General features: G+C 70.8%; 13 protein-coding genes. 6 read left to right on the top strand and 7 right to left on the bottom strand.

Annotation, left to right across the window (positions count from 1 at the left end; all coding sequences use genetic code 11):
* Positions 1-95: 95 nt before the first annotated feature.
* Both HDA40_RS32595 and HDA40_RS32600 read right to left on the bottom strand, forming a co-directional pair.
* Entirely contained in the window at positions 96-1,181 is a 1,086-nt protein-coding gene (locus HDA40_RS32595) for a YihY/virulence factor BrkB family protein (protein WP_253761628.1), read from the bottom strand.
* 49 nt (positions 1,182-1,230) lie between these two features.
* A complete protein-coding gene (locus HDA40_RS32600; protein WP_253761629.1) occupies positions 1,231-2,124 on the bottom strand; it encodes a LysR family transcriptional regulator in 894 nt (297 codons plus the stop codon).
* Between the two features lie 71 nt (positions 2,125-2,195).
* Between HDA40_RS32600 and HDA40_RS32605 the strand changes: the two genes are divergently transcribed.
* Genes HDA40_RS32605 through HDA40_RS32615 form a run of 3 tightly spaced genes read left to right on the top strand, consistent with a single transcriptional unit; the run spans position 2,196 to position 4,686 of the window.
* Positions 2,196-3,116, top strand: a complete 921-nt coding sequence (locus HDA40_RS32605) for an EamA family transporter (RefSeq protein WP_253761630.1) — start codon at positions 2,196-2,198, stop codon at positions 3,114-3,116.
* A complete protein-coding gene (hisF, locus tag HDA40_RS32610; protein ID WP_253761631.1) occupies positions 3,113-3,889 on the top strand; it encodes an imidazole glycerol phosphate synthase subunit HisF in 777 nt (258 codons plus the stop codon). Before HDA40_RS32605 ends, hisF begins: the two co-directional genes overlap by 4 nt.
* 38 nt (positions 3,890-3,927) lie before the next feature.
* On the top strand, positions 3,928-4,686 hold the full coding sequence (locus HDA40_RS32615) for a hypothetical protein (protein ID WP_253761632.1): 759 nt from the start codon (positions 3,928-3,930) through the stop codon (positions 4,684-4,686).
* On the opposite strand, the gene yczE is transcribed toward HDA40_RS32615, so the two are convergent.
* The gene (yczE, locus tag HDA40_RS32620) at positions 4,687-5,343 is read right to left on the bottom strand and encodes a membrane protein YczE (protein ID WP_253761633.1); all 657 of its coding nucleotides are present in this window, start codon (positions 5,341-5,343) and stop codon (positions 4,687-4,689) included.
* A 61-nt stretch (positions 5,344-5,404) separates the two neighbouring features.
* Here yczE and yczR point away from each other — a divergent pair, with 61 nt between their 5' ends.
* Positions 5,405-6,874, top strand: coding sequence for a MocR-like transcription factor YczR (gene yczR, locus HDA40_RS32625; protein ID WP_253761634.1), 1,470 nt, complete (start codon positions 5,405-5,407; stop codon positions 6,872-6,874).
* Positions 6,875-7,102: 228 nt separating this feature from the next.
* Here the strand turns inward: yczR and HDA40_RS32630 are convergent, their stop codons facing one another.
* A complete protein-coding gene (locus HDA40_RS32630; RefSeq protein WP_253761635.1) occupies positions 7,103-8,929 on the bottom strand; it encodes an AMP-dependent synthetase/ligase in 1,827 nt (608 codons plus the stop codon).
* A 344-nt stretch (positions 8,930-9,273) separates the two neighbouring features.
* On the opposite strand from HDA40_RS32630, the gene HDA40_RS32635 reads away from it, so the two are divergent.
* Both HDA40_RS32635 and HDA40_RS32640 read left to right on the top strand, forming a co-directional pair.
* On the top strand, positions 9,274-11,127 hold the full coding sequence (locus HDA40_RS32635; RefSeq protein ID WP_253763894.1) for an ABC transporter ATP-binding protein: 1,854 nt from the start codon (positions 9,274-9,276) through the stop codon (positions 11,125-11,127).
* On the top strand, positions 11,124-12,914 hold the full coding sequence (locus HDA40_RS32640; protein WP_253761636.1) for an ABC transporter ATP-binding protein: 1,791 nt from the start codon (positions 11,124-11,126) through the stop codon (positions 12,912-12,914). Before HDA40_RS32635 ends, HDA40_RS32640 begins: the two co-directional genes overlap by 4 nt.
* Before the next feature lie 109 nt (positions 12,915-13,023).
* Here HDA40_RS32640 and HDA40_RS32645 read toward each other — a convergent pair whose 3' ends face one another.
* The 3 genes from HDA40_RS32645 to HDA40_RS32655 are packed head-to-tail and all read right to left on the bottom strand — an operon-like array spanning position 13,024 to position 16,263.
* Positions 13,024-14,190 carry an ROK family transcriptional regulator gene (locus HDA40_RS32645; RefSeq protein WP_253761637.1) on the bottom strand — a complete coding sequence of 389 codons (1,167 nt, stop codon included), beginning with the start codon at positions 14,188-14,190 and terminating at the stop codon, positions 13,024-13,026.
* A gap of 37 nt (positions 14,191-14,227) precedes the next feature.
* Positions 14,228-15,487 (bottom strand): sugar ABC transporter permease, encoded by a 1,260-nt coding sequence (locus HDA40_RS32650; protein ID WP_253761638.1) that lies wholly within the window; start codon positions 15,485-15,487, stop codon positions 14,228-14,230.
* The gene (locus HDA40_RS32655) at positions 15,484-16,263 is read right to left on the bottom strand and encodes an ATP-binding cassette domain-containing protein (protein WP_253761639.1); all 780 of its coding nucleotides are present in this window, start codon (positions 16,261-16,263) and stop codon (positions 15,484-15,486) included. Before HDA40_RS32655 ends, HDA40_RS32650 begins: the two co-directional genes overlap by 4 nt.
* Positions 16,264-16,330 lie beyond the last annotated feature (67 nt).

A 16,330-nucleotide genomic window follows, 5' to 3' on the forward strand; every position in this document is an offset into this window, starting at 1 on the left:
GATCACTATTCACAGTCGCCGATCCGTCACATGGGTGTCGCCGATCTAACGACAGCGAAGTCGCATTTGGGTGACGACATGTTGACGTTGTGTAGCTAGGCTGAGGGGTTGTCCTCAGTCAGGTGATCGTCCGTCAGTTCTTGGAGTTCGTGCTGCTTAGGCACGTCGCGCAGAGGCAGATACGGTTCGGCTCGCGGGGGCAGCCCGGCCGCGATCGCCCGCGCGCGGCCGAGTTCGGCATCGAACTCCGCGCCCAGCAGAACCGCCACATTGGTCAGCCACAGCCAGACGAGGAAGACGATCACCCCGCCGAGGGTTCCGTATGTCTTGTTGTACGACCCGAAATGGGCGACGTAGAAGGCGAACCCGGCGGACACCGCGATCCACAGCACCACGGCGAACAGACTCCCCGGCGTGATCCAGCGGAAGCCGCCCTGCCGCGCATTCGGGGTAGCCCAGTAAAGCAAGGCGAGCATCATCGTCACGCCGAGGATCAGCGCGGGCCATTTCACCACGTCGAAGACGCGGATGCTCGCCTCCTCGAAGCCGAGCGCCTTGCCGGCCTGCGCGGCCAGCCGTCCGGTGAAGACGACGACCAGCGCGCTGACCGCGAGGAAGACGCCGGTGATCGCGGTGATGGCCAGCTGCACCGGCACCGTCTTCCAGAACGGACGGCCCTCGGGCACGTCGAAGATCCGGTTCGCCGCCCGCATGAACGATCCGATGTAGCCGGTCGCCGACCAGAACGCGATCACCAGACCGGCGACCGCCAGCAGCCCGGCGGTCTGGCGGCTCTCCCGCAGGTTGTCGATGCTGTCAGCGATGATCTGCTGGGCCGGTCCGGGCGTCAGCTCGCGGATGTTCGCCTCCACAGCGCTCGCGGTCGAGTCGCCCAGCAGGCCCACCGCGGCCACGAGGACCAGCAGACCCGGGAAGATCGACAGGATGCCGTAGTAGGTCAGGGCTGCGGCCATGTCGCCCAGGTCGTCGGCCACGAATTCGGCGATGGTACGCCGGAAGACGCGGACCCAGGCCCGGAAACCGAGGTCGGCGGGGCGACGCGGAGCGCGTTTGAGCAGCCGGAGCAGGCGGTCGCGATGCAGCCGGCCGGGTTCGGCGCTGCGCGGCGTCTTGGGGGCCATGACCGTCCATATTCCCCGATGCAGATCACGGATATGCATGCTTTCCGACGCCTCGGAAGCGTGAATATCCGTGATCTGGTGCGAATGGCTAGGCGGTGGCGCGGTCGGACCACGCGGTACGCAGGGCCGCGACGGTCGCGCCGAGCGCTGGGCGTACCTCGGTCGCCTTGCGCCAGGCGACGACGACGCGCCGCGTCGGCACGGGGTCGACGGCGACGACGGCCGTGCCCGGGACGGTGTGCGTACGCGCCAGCCGGGGCACCAAGGCGACGCCGAGTCCCGCCGCGACCAGGGTCTGCTGGGTCTCGAACTCGCCGACGAGGAAGTCCGGGCGTACGCCGGGCAGCACCCGGAGCAGCCAGTCGTGGCAGATCGTGCCGGGCGGCGAGGCGATCCAGCGTTCGCCGACCGCTCGGGCCAGCGGGCCGGCCGGTGCACCGGCCAACCGGTGTCCACTGGGGACGATGAGATCGGCGCGGTCGTGGCCGAGGGTCACGTGGGCCACGCCGTCGGGCAGGACCAGGCCGATCTCCGGCCAGTCGTCGGCCACCGCCACGTCGGCCCGGCCCCGGGTCAGCGCGTCCATCGCCTCGTACGGGTTGGTCTCGGCGATCCGCGTGGTCAGCTGCGGATGCTTGCCCGCCAGCTCGGCCAGCGCGCGGGGGAGCAGCCCCCGGCACGCGGTCGCGAACGCCGCGATGGTCACCGTGCCCGTGACGTCCTGGTGGTACGCCGCCAGCGCGGACTCGGCCTCGTCGACGGCGGCGAGCACCCGGGCGGCGTGGTCGGCGAGGATGTGCCCGGCGTCGGTCAGCCGCAGTCCGCGCCCGTCTCGTTCGAGCAGCCGGGTCCCGGTCTCGCGGTCGAGCTTGGCGAGCTGCTGGCTGACCGCCGACGGGGTGATGTGCAGGGCGTCGGCGGCGGCGAGCACGCTGCCGTAGGTCGCGACCGCGTCGAGCGCACGGAGCCGTCCCAGATCCATGTAGCGCAGCTTAACTCAGCATGAAGAACAATTCGCTGGTGCTACATCGTGCGGTGAGCTGGGATAAGGCCATGCGACCGCGCGACATTCTGCTGGCCGTCGGCATCGCCGCCGTCTGGGGCCTGAACTTCATCTCGATCAAACTCGGCCTCGACCGGATGCCCGCGCTGCTGTTCTGCGCGTTGCGGCTGCTCGCGGTCGGCCTGCCGCTACTCGTACTGCGCCGCGGACCGGGCGTGCCGTGGCGCTGGGTGGCCGCCTCCGCGCTGACGTTGGGCGTACTGCACTTCTCGCTGTTCTTCTGGGGCATCGCCGAGGGCATGCCGGCCGGACTGACCTCGCTGGTCCTGCAGAGCCAGGCGATCTTCACCGTCCTGCTGGCCGTGCCCCTGCTACGGGAACGCCCCGGGCCCCGGCAGCTCGCCGGGCTGGCGCTGGCGACCGGTGGCATGGCGGTGGTCGCCGCCGGGGTGGGCGGAGAACGGCCGCCGCTCGCCTTCGCCCTGGTCCTCGGATCGGCGGTGTTCTGGGGGCTGAACAACGTCATCATGCGCCGGGCGGCCCCGCCCGACATGGCGCGCTTCATGATGTGGGTCGGCGCGGTCGGCGGCCTGCCGCTGCTCGGGATCTCCTTCGCCGTCGAAGGGTTCGACGCCGACCTCGCGGCGGTGCGCGGGATCGACGGCACCGCGATCGGGGCGATCGCGTACACCAGCGCGTTGTCGACCATCGTGGGCTTCGGGCTGTGGGGCGTGCTCATCCGCCGGTACGGCGCGGCAACCGTCGCGCCGTTCTCGATGCTCGTCCCCTTCTTCGGGATGTCCAGCGCCGCGCTCTTCCTCGGCGAGCGGCTCGAACCCACCGACATCCTCGGCGGACTGCTCGTGGTCGGCGGCATCCTGCTCGGGGCGCTGCGGCGGATGACGCGTTCGTCTCAGCCGCCGGACTCGGACCGGGCCGCAGCGCCGGAGCCTGTACTTTCGAGGACATGACGGTTGCCGTACGGGTCATCCCCTGCCTCGACGTCGACGCCGGCCGGGTGGTGAAGGGCGTCAACTTCACCGACCTCCGGGACGCCGGCGACCCGGTCGAGCTGGCCGCCGCGTACGACGCGGCCGGGGCCGACGAGGTGACCTTCCTCGACGTGAGCGCCAGCTCCGAGGGGCGCGGCACGATGCTGGAGGTCGTCCGGCGTACGGCGGAGACGGTGTTCATCCCACTCACCGTCGGCGGCGGCGTCCGCAGCGTCGCCGATGTCGACGTGCTGCTGCGCGCGGGCGCGGACAAGGTCGGCGTGAACACCGCGGCACTGGCCCGGCCGGAACTGATCGGCGAGATCGCCGAGCGGTTCGGCAACCAGGTGCTCGTGCTGTCCCTCGACGTCCGGCGTACGCTCGACCGCCTGCCGCACGCGCCGAGCGGCTTCGAGGTCACCACCCACGGCGGGCGCAAACCGGCCGGGGTCGACGCCGTCGAGTGGGCGCGCCGGGCCGAGGAACTGGGTGCGGGGGAGATCCTGCTCAACTCGATGGACGCCGACGGCACCAAGGGCGGGTTCGATCTCGAACTGATCTCCGCCGTCCGGGCGGCGGTCGACATCCCGGTGATCGCCAGCGGCGGTGCCGGGCGCGCGGAGGACTTCCCGCCCGCGATCGACGCCGGCGCCGACGCCGTTCTCGCGGCGAGCGTCTTCCACTTCGGCGAGGTCACCATCGCCGAGGTCAAGGGCGCGCTCACGGCGGCCGGACATCCGGTCAGAATCTGACGTTCTCCGATCTCTCCTGGTGCGGTAGCGTCCCGGACGTGACCCAGACGAACACCGTGCTGCGGCCACCGGCGCCCGGACCTCGCCCGCAGACGCTGCTGTGGGTGCTGCTGGGCGCGTTGCCCCTGCTGATCGCGGTCGGGTACGCCGCTGGCGTACTGCTGGCCAAGCGGGCCAACGCGATCGACGCCGCGGCGCTGGTACGCCCGTCGGCCGCCGCGCTCGCCCCGTCGCCGTCGTCGTCGGCGTCGCGTACGCCGAGCCCCGCTCCCGCGCCGACCTGGCTCACCGCGACGAAGCAGCCCTCGTTGCGGCAGGTCGCCGGCAAGCCGGTGCTGGGACCGGTCTACGTCGCCCGGGACACCACCTACACGGCCGCCTTCCCCGGCTGGCCCTTCGCCTTCCGGCTGCCCGAGGGGTGGAACTGCGTCAACGGCGACACTCTCCCGGCCGCCCCTACGGCGTACCGCAAGGTGTGCGTGGACGAGAAGTCCGTGGCGAGCAAGCAGGCGGTGGTCCTGAGCCTGGTGCGCTGCGAGCGTGACTGCACCACGGCGCGGATGCGCGAGTGGGCCTTGAGCTGGCTCGCGCAGGCCGGCACCCCGGTACGCGACACCGCCCGGACCTGGCACGTCGAGACGCCCCAGGACGCGCGGGGCTTGTGGGTGCTCGACCTCGCGCACGTGTTCAGCCGGTCCGGCGAGGATTACCTCGTGGTCCTGTACGCCCAGTCCCCGTCGGCCGACCGCGCCGTCCCCCTGAAGATCGTCAACGACATCGTCACCCAAGCGGGTTGATCACGCCGCCGTGAGCGGAGCGGTGGCGGGTTCCGCAGCGGGCTCGGCAGGGGCTGCGACCGTGGGGGTGCTGCGGACGGCGAACAGCGGGATGAAGACCTGGGCGAGCGGCCCGATGGTGAGCGCGTAGAGCACCGTCCCGACGCCGAACGTGCCGCCGAGCAGGAAACCGATCACCACGACCACGACCTCGATCGAGGTCCGGGCGACCCGGATGGACAGGCCGCGCTTGGCCAGGCCGGTCATCAGCCCGTCGCGCGGGCCGGGGCCGAAGTGGGCCCCGATGTAGAGGCCAGTCGCGACCGCGTTGAGCAGTACGCCCCCGAGCAGGTAGCCGATGCGTACCCACATCGCCCGGGGTTCGGGGAGCACGAGCGCGGTCAGGTCGACGAACGGCCCGATCAGCAGCATGTTGGCGATGGTGCCCAGACCGGGCTTCTGCCGGAGTGGGATCCAGCACAGCAGCACGACCGCCGCGACGAGGACGACGATGGTGCCGATCGTCAGCCCGGTCTTGGTGTGCAGGCCCTGGTCGAGGACGCTCCACGGCTGGTTGCCGAGGTGTGCCGCGATCATGAGCTGGATGCTCACGCCGTACAACGCCAGGCCGGTCACGAGGCGGATCAGCCGGCTGACGGTCTTGTCACCAAAGCGCATGCGTGCAACTCTAGGGCCGAGTGGCCTGGCGTAAAGTGGCCAATTGGCGGGAGGTGGCCTCATGAGTGGCTTGGTACGCGGTGGCCAGCTGGCTCGTCTGCTCGGCGAATGGCACGCGCTGCCGGCCCGTCGGCGCAGCCCCGACTACCTGGCGCTCGCCGGAGCCGTGCGCGGCCTGCTCACCGACGGCCGGCTGGCCCTGGGCGTACGCCTCCCGGCCGAGCGCGAACTGGCCGAAGCACTGGGGATCTCCCGGACCACGATCTCGGCCGCGTACCGGGAACTGCGTGATTCCGGCCACCTCGCGAGCCGGCGCGGCTCGGGCAGCTGGACGACGCTCCCCGAAGGCATGCGCGTCGGGGCCAGCGGGCTCTGGGGACCGGCTCCCCAAGCCGAGGCGGGCATCATCGATCTGAGCTGCGCCGCCCCGTCCGCCCCGCCCGAGCTGGTGGAGGCGGCGCGGGCCGCCGTCGACGACCTGCCGGCGTACCTGGGTCAGGTCGGCTACTGGCCGTGCGGCCTCGACGTGCTGCGCGAGGTGGTCGCCGATCGGTACACCGCCCGCGGCCTGCCGACCCGGCCCGAACAGATCCTCATCACCAACGGCACCCAGCACGCGCTCGACCTGGTCATCCGGTTGCACGTACACCCCGGGGCAGCGGTGCTCACCGAGTCGCCGACCTACCCGGGGGCGCTCGCCGCGCTCGCCGGGGCCCGGGCGCGCATCGCGACGTACGGGCTCGGCCACGACGGCTGGGACGGCGAGCTGCTGCTCGACACCCTGCGGCAGACCCGGCCGCGGCTGGCGTACCTGGTGCCCGAGTTCCAGAACCCGACCGGTCATCTGATGCCGGTCAAGCTGCGCGAACAGCTTCCCGCAGTGGCGCACAGCGCCGGGGTCGACCTCGTCATCGACGAGTCCTTCGTGGACATGCACCTGTTCGACGACGGCGCCACGATGCCCCCGCCGGTGGCCGCGTTCGACCGGCACAGCCGGGTGATGACGATCGGCGGACTGTCCAAACCGTACTGGGGCGGCATGCGGATCGGCTGGATCCGGGCGGCCGCGCCACTGGTTCAGCGGCTCGCCGCGGTCCGGGTCGGCGTCGACATGGCCAGCCCCGTGCTCGACCAGCTCGTGGCGGTGCGGCTCCTGGCGTACGGCCCGGAAGTGGTCGACGCCCGCCGGCCCGGTCTGCGCGCCCGGCGCGACACCCTGCTCAAGGCGCTCGCGGAGCGGCTGCCGGAATGGCGGGTCAGCGTCCCGGACGGCGGACTGACCCTGTGGGCCGAACTCGACGCGCCCGTCTCCAGCGCGTTGGCGCGCGCTGCCGAGAGCCATGGCGTACGCCTGGCGCCGGGGCCCCGGTTCGGCGTGGACGGCACGCTGGAGCGCTTCCTGCGCCTCCCGTTCACGCTGCCCGAACAGGATCTGGTGGACGCGGTGGACCGGATCGCCGCCGCGCGCTTCGACCTCGACCGCGCCCCGGACCGGGTGATCTACGCCGCCGAACAGGCCCTCATCGCCTGACCCCGCCCCGCGGCTCGCTACGCTCGCCCGCCCCCGCTCGCCGGCCTCGCTTCTGGGCGCGATCATGAACTATCGGTCGTGATCGACCGGTGTGTCATGTCCGCAGCACCCTGATCAACTCCCCGGCGGCCTGATCACCACGGCCATCGCGGGGAACGTGGCGACGGGATCGAATCCCCCGCGGCCTGATCACCACGGGGGAATCGGCCACGGGGGAGTCGAGGGCTGTCAGACTTCGGCGAGGCTGCCGGCGTACATGGCCTCGATCTCGTCCTTGAAGTTGGCTTCGATCACCCGGCGCTTGAGCTTCAGCGACGGAGTGATCTCGCCGTCCTCGATGGTGAGGTCGCGCGGCAGGATCGTGAACTTCTTGATGGTCTCCCACCGGTTCAGCCGGCCGTTGAGGTCGGCGACAGCGGCCGCCACCACCTCGTTGGCCTCCTTCGACGCGACGATCTCGGCGTACCCCTTGCCTTCCAGCGGGCCGCCGTGCGACCAGGACGTGACCGCGTCCGGGTCGAGGGTGACGACCATCGTGCAGTAGTTGCGGGACTGGCCGATGACGAGCACCTGGGAGACCAGCGGGCACAGCGCCTTGAACACGCCCTCGATGTGGCTGGGCGCGATGTACTTGCCGCCGGAGGTCTTGACGAGGTCCTTCTTCCGGTCGGTGATCTTCAGGAAGCCGGCCTCGTCGAGTTCGCCGATGTCGCCGGTCCGGAAGTAGCCGTCCTCGGTGAACGCGGCGGCGGTCTCGTCGGGCAGGTTGTGGTAGCCGCGCATGATCGGCGCGCCGCGCAGCAGCACCTCGCCGTCGGTGTCGATCTTGATCTCCAGGTCGCCGAGGGCCGGGCCGACCGTGCCGATCCGCAGCGCGCCGGGCCGGTTGACGCAGTTGCCCGCGCTCGACTCGGTCAGGCCGTAGCCCTCCGAGATGGGCAGGCTCGCGGCGGCGAAGAACTCCGCGATCGGGACCGACAGCGGAGCCGAGCCGGAGACGAGGTAGCGGATCCGGCCGCCCAGCCGGGCCTGGAGCTTGCTGAAGACCAGCCGCTCGGCGACCTTGTACTTCAGGGCCAGCCCACCGGGGACGGGCTTGCCCGCCTGCTCCAGTTCGACCTTCTGCTTGCCGACGCGGACGGCCCAGCCGAAGATCTTCAGCTTCGCGCCGCCGTCCTCCTGTACGCCGGTGACGACCCGGTTGTAGACCTTCTCGAAGATGCGGGGGGCGGCCGCCATCAGCGTCGGGCGGACGATGCCGAGGTTCTCGACGATCTTGTCGACCCGGCCGTCCACATAGGTCTTCACGCCGACGTGGATGATGCCGCAGATCAGCGTCTTGCCGAAGGAGTGCGACAGCGGCAGCCAGAGGAACTGGAGGTCCTCCGGGATCAGTACGCCGACCTCGCCCTGCACGACGCCTTCCCAGCACCAGCCGCGGTGCAGCAGTTCGACGCCCTTGGGCCGGCCGGTCGTGCCGGACGTGTAGATCAGCGTCGCGAGGTGATCGGGCTCGATGCCCGCGACGATGTCGTCGATGAGGCCGGGGTTCTCGGCGAGCGCCTGCGCGCCCTTGAGCTCCAGGTCGGCCAGGGTCAGTTGCGGTACGCCCGCCGCCGGGTCGGCTTCGCCGTCGATCAGCACGACGTGGGTGATCGACGGGGCCGGGGCGGCGGTGAGCTTCGCCGCCTGCGCCGGGTTCTCCGCGATCAGCACCTTCGAGCCGGAGTCGGCGATGATGTAGCAGGCGTCCTCCGCCTCGGTGGTGGGGTAGACCGTGGTGGTCGCGCCGCCGGCGCACATGATCCCGAGGTCGGCCAGGATCCACTCCAGCCGGGTGCCCGCCAGGATCGCGACCCGGTCCTCCTGCCCGATGCCGAGCGTGGTCAGGCCGGCCGCGATCTGCCGGGCCTGGTCGCCGACCTGGGCCCAGGTGAGGTAGTGCGGCTCGCCGTCGGGGCCGGGGCCGCCGAAGGCCTCCTTGTCCGGGGTGGCGGCCACCCGGCTCAAGAACATCTCCGGAATCGACCGGTAGGGAACCTGGGTCGTGGTCATGGCCGAGCTGCCCTCCGAAGCGCTATCGCTGCTGTGAATGTGTCGTTGCCCTGTTATTGCTGTGCCATCACGGGGTGACGTGCGCCACGTTTCTCTAGCGTTACCGAAGGGTAGCCGCACGCCTCCGGTGAAGCCATACCCGCCCGTATCGTTTCGGCTGCGTTGTGTGTTCGGAGGAGCCTTCTCTGGCCGGATTGTGACGGCACCCACAGCGGATTCCGGATAGCTTCGGCGCGCACTCTCAGTAAGGATGAACACCGGGTTAGGAACTTACGAGGGACAAGCGGGGCGTGGTGGCCGAGAGCGCGGCAGGCAGAGGCACAACCGAGGATGGCCGAAAAGAGATCACAGGACGCGACGTCATCGGTCGTGGCCTGCGAGTTCTCTGGGCCGGCGTCCAGCATGAACCGAAGATCTTCACGATCGCGACGATCGGGAGCGTGCTGTTCGGGCTGCTGACCATCGGGACGGCGTACGCCCTGGGCTACGTGGTCGGTCACGTGGTCGAGCCGGCCTTCGCCACCGAGCGTTACGAGTGGGGCACGCTCCTGCTCGCGGCGGGTCTCGTCCTCGCGGTCAGCGCCGGGAAGGTGATCGGCATCTTCGGCCGGCGGCTCGGCTCGGGGTTCATGCAGTTCCGGCTGCAGGCGCTGTATCGGCGCAAGGTGACCCGGCGCTACCTGGAGCTGCCGCCCGCCTGGCACGCCCGGCACTCGACCGGATCGCTGCTCTCCAACGCCAACTCCGACGTCGAGGCGACCTGGTGGCCGATCGCGCCGCTGCCGTTCGCCATCGGCAGCATCGTGATGATGGTCGCGGCGGTCGTCGTCCTCTTCTTCACCGACTGGGTCCTCGCCCTGGTCGGGCTGGCCGTCTTCCCCGCGCTGTTCAGCCTCAACGTCGTCTACTCCCGCCGGATGGCCCCTCGCCAGGCCAAGGCGCAGTCGCTGCGGGCCTCGGTCAGCGGGATCGCCCACGAGAGCTTCGACGGCGCGCTCGTCGTCAAGACGATGGGCCGGGAGCAGGCCGAGACCGAGCGGTTCGCGGCCAAGGCCGCCGAGCTGCGGGACGCGCTCATCCGGGTCGGCCGTCTGCGCGGCGTCTTCGACCCGTCGCTGGAGAGCCTGCCCAGCGTCGGCACCCTCGCCGTGCTCGTGGCCGGCGCCTGGCGGGTGCAGTCGGGGGCGATCTCGCTGCAGGACCTCATCTCGGTCACCCTGCTGTTCACGGTCATGGCCTTCCCGGTCCGCTCGATCGGCTGGGTGCTCGGCGAACTTCCGCGTTCGGTCGCGGGCTGGGACCGGGTGCAGCGCGTGCTGACCGCTACCGGCGAGATGGCGTACGGGGAAAGCGGTGTCCCGGGCGACGGCCCGGCCGAGATCGCCTTCGACCGCGTCGACTTCTCCTATGTCGACGGCGAGCGCGTCCTGCACGACGTGACGTTCAAGGTGAAGCCGGGCAAGACGGTGGCCCTGGTCGGGCCGACCGGCTCCGGCAAGTCGACCGTCGCCACGCTGGCCTCGCGGCTGCTCGACCCCGACTCCGGCGAGATCAAGCTGGGCGGCGTACCGGCGACCGATCTGGCCGCGGCCGACCTGGCCGCGGCGGTGGCACTCGTCCCGCAGCTCTCGTTCGCCTTCGACGACACCGTCCGGGCCAACGTCACCCTCGACCGGCTGCGCCCCGACGGCACGCCGATCAGCGACGACGAGACCTGGGCCGCGCTGGCCACCGCTCAGGTCAAGCCGTTCGTCGAACGGCTGCCGGACGGGCTCGACACCGAACTCGGCGAACGCGGCACGACCCTCTCCGGTGGACAGCGGCAGCGCCTGGTGCTGGCTCGCGCCCTGGCCGGGCAGCCACGCGTCCTGATCCTCGATGACGCGACCAGCGCCGTCGACCCCCGCGTCGAGGCGGCCATCCTCCGGTCGCTCCGATCGACCTCGGGCGGGGCGACGATCCTCGTCGTCGCGTACCGGCGGGCGACCATCGCCCTAGCGGATGAAGTCATCTATCTGGAACAAGGCCGGGTTGTCGCGCACGGCACCCACACGCAACTCTTGGAGAGCGTCCCCGGGTACGCGGGCCTCGTGACCGCGTACGAGAAGGCGGAAGCCGAACGGGACCGGTCCTATGACGCGGAGGAGCCCGAAGACGACCTCGAGGAGCCCGACACAGCGATGGAGATCGTCCGATGAGCACGGCGGCCGTTACTGATTCGACCGCGACGACCGCGACGACGTGGCAGACCCTCAAACGCGGGCTGTCGCTCTCGCCGGAGCTGCGGACCGGCCTGCTCGGCACGCTCGGGCTCGCCATCCTGTCGATGGTCGGCCGAGTCGCCGTGCCGATCGCGATCCAGCAGGGCATCGACGAAGGGCTGCAAGCGCCGGGCGGTCCCGATCTGGGCCGCATCACCATCGGGGCGCTGCTGACGGTGGCCATCCTGGTCTGCACGACCGCCTGCGGCTACCTGATGATGAAGCGGCTGTTCACCGTCTCGGAGACCGCGCTGGCGTCGTTGCGCGTACGCACCTTCCGGCACATCCACGATCTGTCGATGCTGCACCAGCAGACGCAGCGCCGGGGCGTCCTGGTCGCCCGGGTCACCTCCGACGTGGACTCGATCACCCAGTTCCTCCAGTGGGGCGGCGTGATCCTGCTTGTCAACAGCGGCCAGATCCTGGTCACCACGGCCGTGATGGCGTTCTACTCGTGGGAGCTGACGCTGGTGGTGCTCGCCGCGTTCGTGCCCTCGGCGTACCTGATCAAGAAGTTCCAGCCGGTCCTGTCCACGTTCTACGTCGAGGTCCGCAAGCGGGTCGGCATGCTCTACGGCGCGGTCTCCGAGGCGGTCGTCGGCTCGGCGGTCATCCGCGCCTACGGCGTCGGCGCGCGTACGCAGGAGAAGCTCGACGAGACGATCGGCAGCTACGAGAAGGCCCAGAAGCGCGCCTTGCGGATGAGCGTCACCAGCTTCTCCACCGGAGAGCTGGCCGCCGGCTTGGCGATGTCGGCGGTGGTGATCGTCGGTGTGCTGCTGGGCGTCGGCAAGCAGCTGGAGCTGGGCGAGCTGGTCGCCTTCCTGTTCCTGGTCACCCTGTTCATCCAGCCGGTGCAGATCGCGACCGAGGTGCTCAACGAGGCGCAGAACGCGATCTCGGGCTGGCGGCGGGTGCTGGACGTCCTCGACGAGAAGCCGGACGTCGCCGACCCGGCGCACGACGGCGTCGACCTGCCGTCCGGCGCGCTCGACCTCACCTTCGAGCAGGTGAGCTTCAACTATCCGGAGGGGCCGCGCGTCCTGCACGACGTGCACCTGGAGATCCCGGCCAAGACCAAGGTCGCGGTCGTCGGCGAGACGGGCAGCGGCAAGACCACCTTCGCCAAGCTGCTCACCCGGCTGATGGACCCGACCGAGGGCCGGGTCCTGCTGTCCGGTGTGGACCTGGCGACCGTGCGGTTCGAGTCGCTGCGGTCGCATGTCGTGATGGTGCCGCAGGACGGCTTCCTCTTCGACGACACCGTCGGCGCGAACGTGCGCTTCGCCCGGCCGGCGCTGACCGACGACGATCTGACCGCCGCCTTCGAGGAACTCGGGCTCGGCGACTGGCTCGCCGGACTGCCGGACGGGCTCGCGACCTCGGTCGGCGAACGGGGCGAGTCGCTCAGCGTCGGCGAACGGCAGCTCGTCGCACTCGCGCGGGCCTACGTGGCCGACCCCGACCTGCTCGTCCTCGACGAGGCGACCAGCGCGGTCGACCCGGCCACCGAGGTCCGCCTCCAGCGCACGCTCGACGCGGTCACCCGCGGCCGGACGACCGTCGCCATCGCCCACCGGCTGTCCACCGCGCAGGCCGCCGACGAGGTGATCGTCGTGGACAAGGGCGTCATCGTCCAGCGTGGACCTCACGAGGACCTGGTGGCGCAGGAGGGCTCGGTCTACGCCCGCCTCTATGCGAGCTGGCTCGAACAAACCCGATAACCGACAGGTCGGAATCTCGCGGGGGTGCAGCCCGTCCCTCCCGTGACGCCGTCACCCCCGCGCATGGACCTGCCGCGCCGCCGCGCAACGGCGCAGCGTCCGCGCGGGGCTAGGCGAGGGGGTCGGCCAGGAGTTGCTCGAAGGCCAGTTCGGCTGCGCCGAGCAGCGCCGCGTCGTCGCCGAGCTGGGGCGTACGCAACCGGACGTGCTCCCGGCAGGCGGCGAGCGCGTTGTGGTTGAGGCGGCTGCGTACCTGGGCGGCGGAGGCGAGATAGACGTCGCGGAGTGTGCCGCCGAAGACGACCAGCTCCGGGTTGAAGATGTTGACGAGGTTGGCCACGCCGAACCCGAGCCAGTCGCCGACGTGGCGGACGGCCGCCTGGGCTTCGGCGTCACCGCGGGCGGCGGCGTCCACCACGGCCAGCACGGCGTCCCGCCCGAGCTGGCCCGAGCGGCCCGCGTGTCGCAGCAGTGACTCCTCGCCGATCTCGGTCTCCCAGCAGCCCCGGGAACCGCAGCCGCAGGGGCGGCCGTTCGGGTTGACCACCATGTGGCCGACCTCGCCGCCGTAGCCGCCGTGGCCGGTGACGCGGCGGCCGCCGGCGATGATCCCCGCGCCGATGCCGACGTCGCTGTAGACGTAGATGATGTTCGAGCAGCCCTGCGCGGAGCCCCGGGTGTGCTCGGCCAGCGCCGACAGGTCGGCCACGTTGCCGACGACCACGCTGGGCAGCAGGTCGGGCAGCTTCTCGGCCAGCGCCTCGCCGACCGGCTGGTCGAGCCAGCCGAGATGCGGGCCGAGCCGGACGACGCCGTCCTCCCGGCGGACGAGGCCGCAGACGGCGACCCCGGCGCCGATGCAGCGGGCGCCCGGCCCGACGCTCGCCTCCATCGACTCGATGAACTCCCGCAACGGGGTGACGACGTCCTCGGCCGGACGTTCGGCCTCGCGGCGATCCATGATCACGCCGCCGAGCCCGATCCGGGCCGCGCTGATCCGGTCGACGCCGACGCTCGCGGCGTACGCGTAGATCAGCTCGGAGGACGCGCGGACCACAAGGGACGGCCGGCCCGCGCGCCCGGTCTCCCGAGGCGCCTCTTCGCTGACGAGGCCGACGGCCGCGAGTTCCGCGGTCAGCGCGCCGATGGTGGAGCGGTTGAGACCGAGTTCGGAGGTGAGTTCGGCGCGGGAGATCTGGCCGCGCACGTGCACGAATCGCAGCAGCGCCCCGAGGTTCTGGCGCCGGATCTCCTCCTGGCTCGGTCCCGCCCGCATTCTCAGCGTCCCTTCCGGACAGTCTTGTCGACGCTCGTCAGGAGGTCGCCGAACGACGGCGGAACAACGCGTCCACGCCCGCGGCGGCCAACAGCACCGAGCCGGTGAAAACGTACTTCACCCAGGAACTCAGGCCCAGCAGCCCCAGACCGTTGACGATGACCGCCACGACGAGGCCGCCGAGAATGGCGTCGAGGATTCGGCCCCGGCCACCGAAGAGGCTGGTACCGCCGATGACCGCCGCGCCGACGGCGTACAGCAGGACGTTGGAGCCGCCCGTGTTCGGGTCGACCGACCGCGCCTGGCTGACCGCGACGATGCCGCCGATCGCCGCCATCGACGAGCAGATGACGAACGCCGCGATGCGGATGGTGTCCACCCGGATGCCGGCCCGGCGGGCCGCTTCCATGTTGCCGCCGACCGCGTACACGTGCCGGCCGAACCGGGTGCGGCGCAACACGATCGTCCAGAAGACGAGCAGGACGGTGATGATCGGCACGATGATCGGCAGACCCTTGAGGGAGCCGAAGATCGCGGGGTTGCGGGACCGCTCCTCGTTGAGCACCGCGACCGCGACGCCGAGCAGGACGGCGAGGCTGCCGATGCGCAGCGCGACGATCTCCCACGGGTCCGAGGCGAGGCCGCGGTTCATGCGCTTGAGCTTCGTGACGATCTGGACGGCGGCCAGGCCGAGCACGGCGACGGCCACGAACGCCCAGCCGAGCATCGGCGACAGGTATTCGTTCTCCAGCGCGATGATGACCGTCTGGTTGTCCCGGATGGAGATGTTGGTGCCCTCTTTGAGCAGCCGGAGCACGACGCCCTGGAAGGCGAGGAAGGCCGCGAGGGTCACCACGAACGACGGGATGCCGACCTTGGCGACCAGGAAGCCGAGCAGCACCCCGATCGCGGCGCCGGTGACGATCGCGATTCCGCAGGCCGCGTACCAGGGCCAGCCCTCGTTGGTCAGCAGGATCGCGAGCACCGCCGCGCACACACCTGAGGTGAAGCCGGCCGACAGGTCGATCTCGCCCAGGAGCAGGACGAAGACCAGGCCCATCGCGATGACCGTGATCGGCGCGGCCTGGGTGAACAGGTTCGCGATGTTGAGCGGCGCGAGGAACGCCGGGTTCAGGATGGTGAACAGGGCACAGAGGAAGACCAGCCCGGCCACGGCGGGCAGCGCGCCCAGGTCGCCGCCGCGCAACTTCCGGCCGTAGTTCTTCGCGTACGCGATGAGCGGGCTTTCGGCGCGCTCGGGCGTGGCCACCGTCGGGGTGGTCGTCGCGGTGCTCACAGTGCCTCCTCCGGCTGCAGTCCGAGGCTGCCGCTGCGTCCGGCGGTGATCAGCTCTACGACTTGGGCGTGGGTGACGTCGGTCGTCTTGACCTGGGCCGCCATTCGTCCCAAGTAGAGGGCGGCGATCCGGTCGGAGACGGCGAAGACGTCGTTCATGTTGTGCGAGATGAGCACGACGGCTAGGCCGTTGTCGGCCAGCCGGCGTACCAGTTCGAGGACCTGGGCGGTCTGTGCGACGCCGAGCGCGGCGGTGGGCTCGTCGAGGATGACCAGGCGGCTGTTCCACAGCACCGCCTTGGCGATGGCGACGGTCTGGCGCTGCCCGCCGGAGAGGCTGGAGACCAGCTGGCGGACCGATCGCACAGTACGCACCGACAGCCCGGCCAGCGTCTGCGTGGCGAGCTGCTCCATGGTGGGCTCGTCGAGGATGAGCCCGCTGCGCCTCTCCCGGCCGAGGAACATGTTCTGGACGATGTCGAGGTTGTCGCAGAGCGCGAGATCCTGGTAGACGATCTCGATGCCGTGGTGGGCGGCGTCCCGCGGGCCGTGGATGTGCACGCGCTCACCGCCGACCAGCACCTCGCCGGTGTCCGTGGTGTAGATGCCGCTGATGCACTTGACCAGGGTGGACTTGCCGGCGCCGTTGTCGCCGACGAGTGCGGTGACCTCGCCGGCCCGCACGACGAAGTCGACGTCCCGCAGCACGTGCACGGGGCCGAAGCTCTTGTTCACGCCCCGTAGCTCCAACAGGGGAGGGGCGGTGGTCTCGCTCACGGGTGGTTCTCCTCGGGGTGGGGCGCCGCGACGGGGGGACGGGCGGAGGAAAGGCTCGCCGACGTCA

Source organism: Hamadaea flava (assembly GCF_024172085.1).
GTDB classification, from domain to species: Bacteria; Actinomycetota; Actinomycetes; order Mycobacteriales; family Micromonosporaceae; genus Hamadaea; species Hamadaea flava.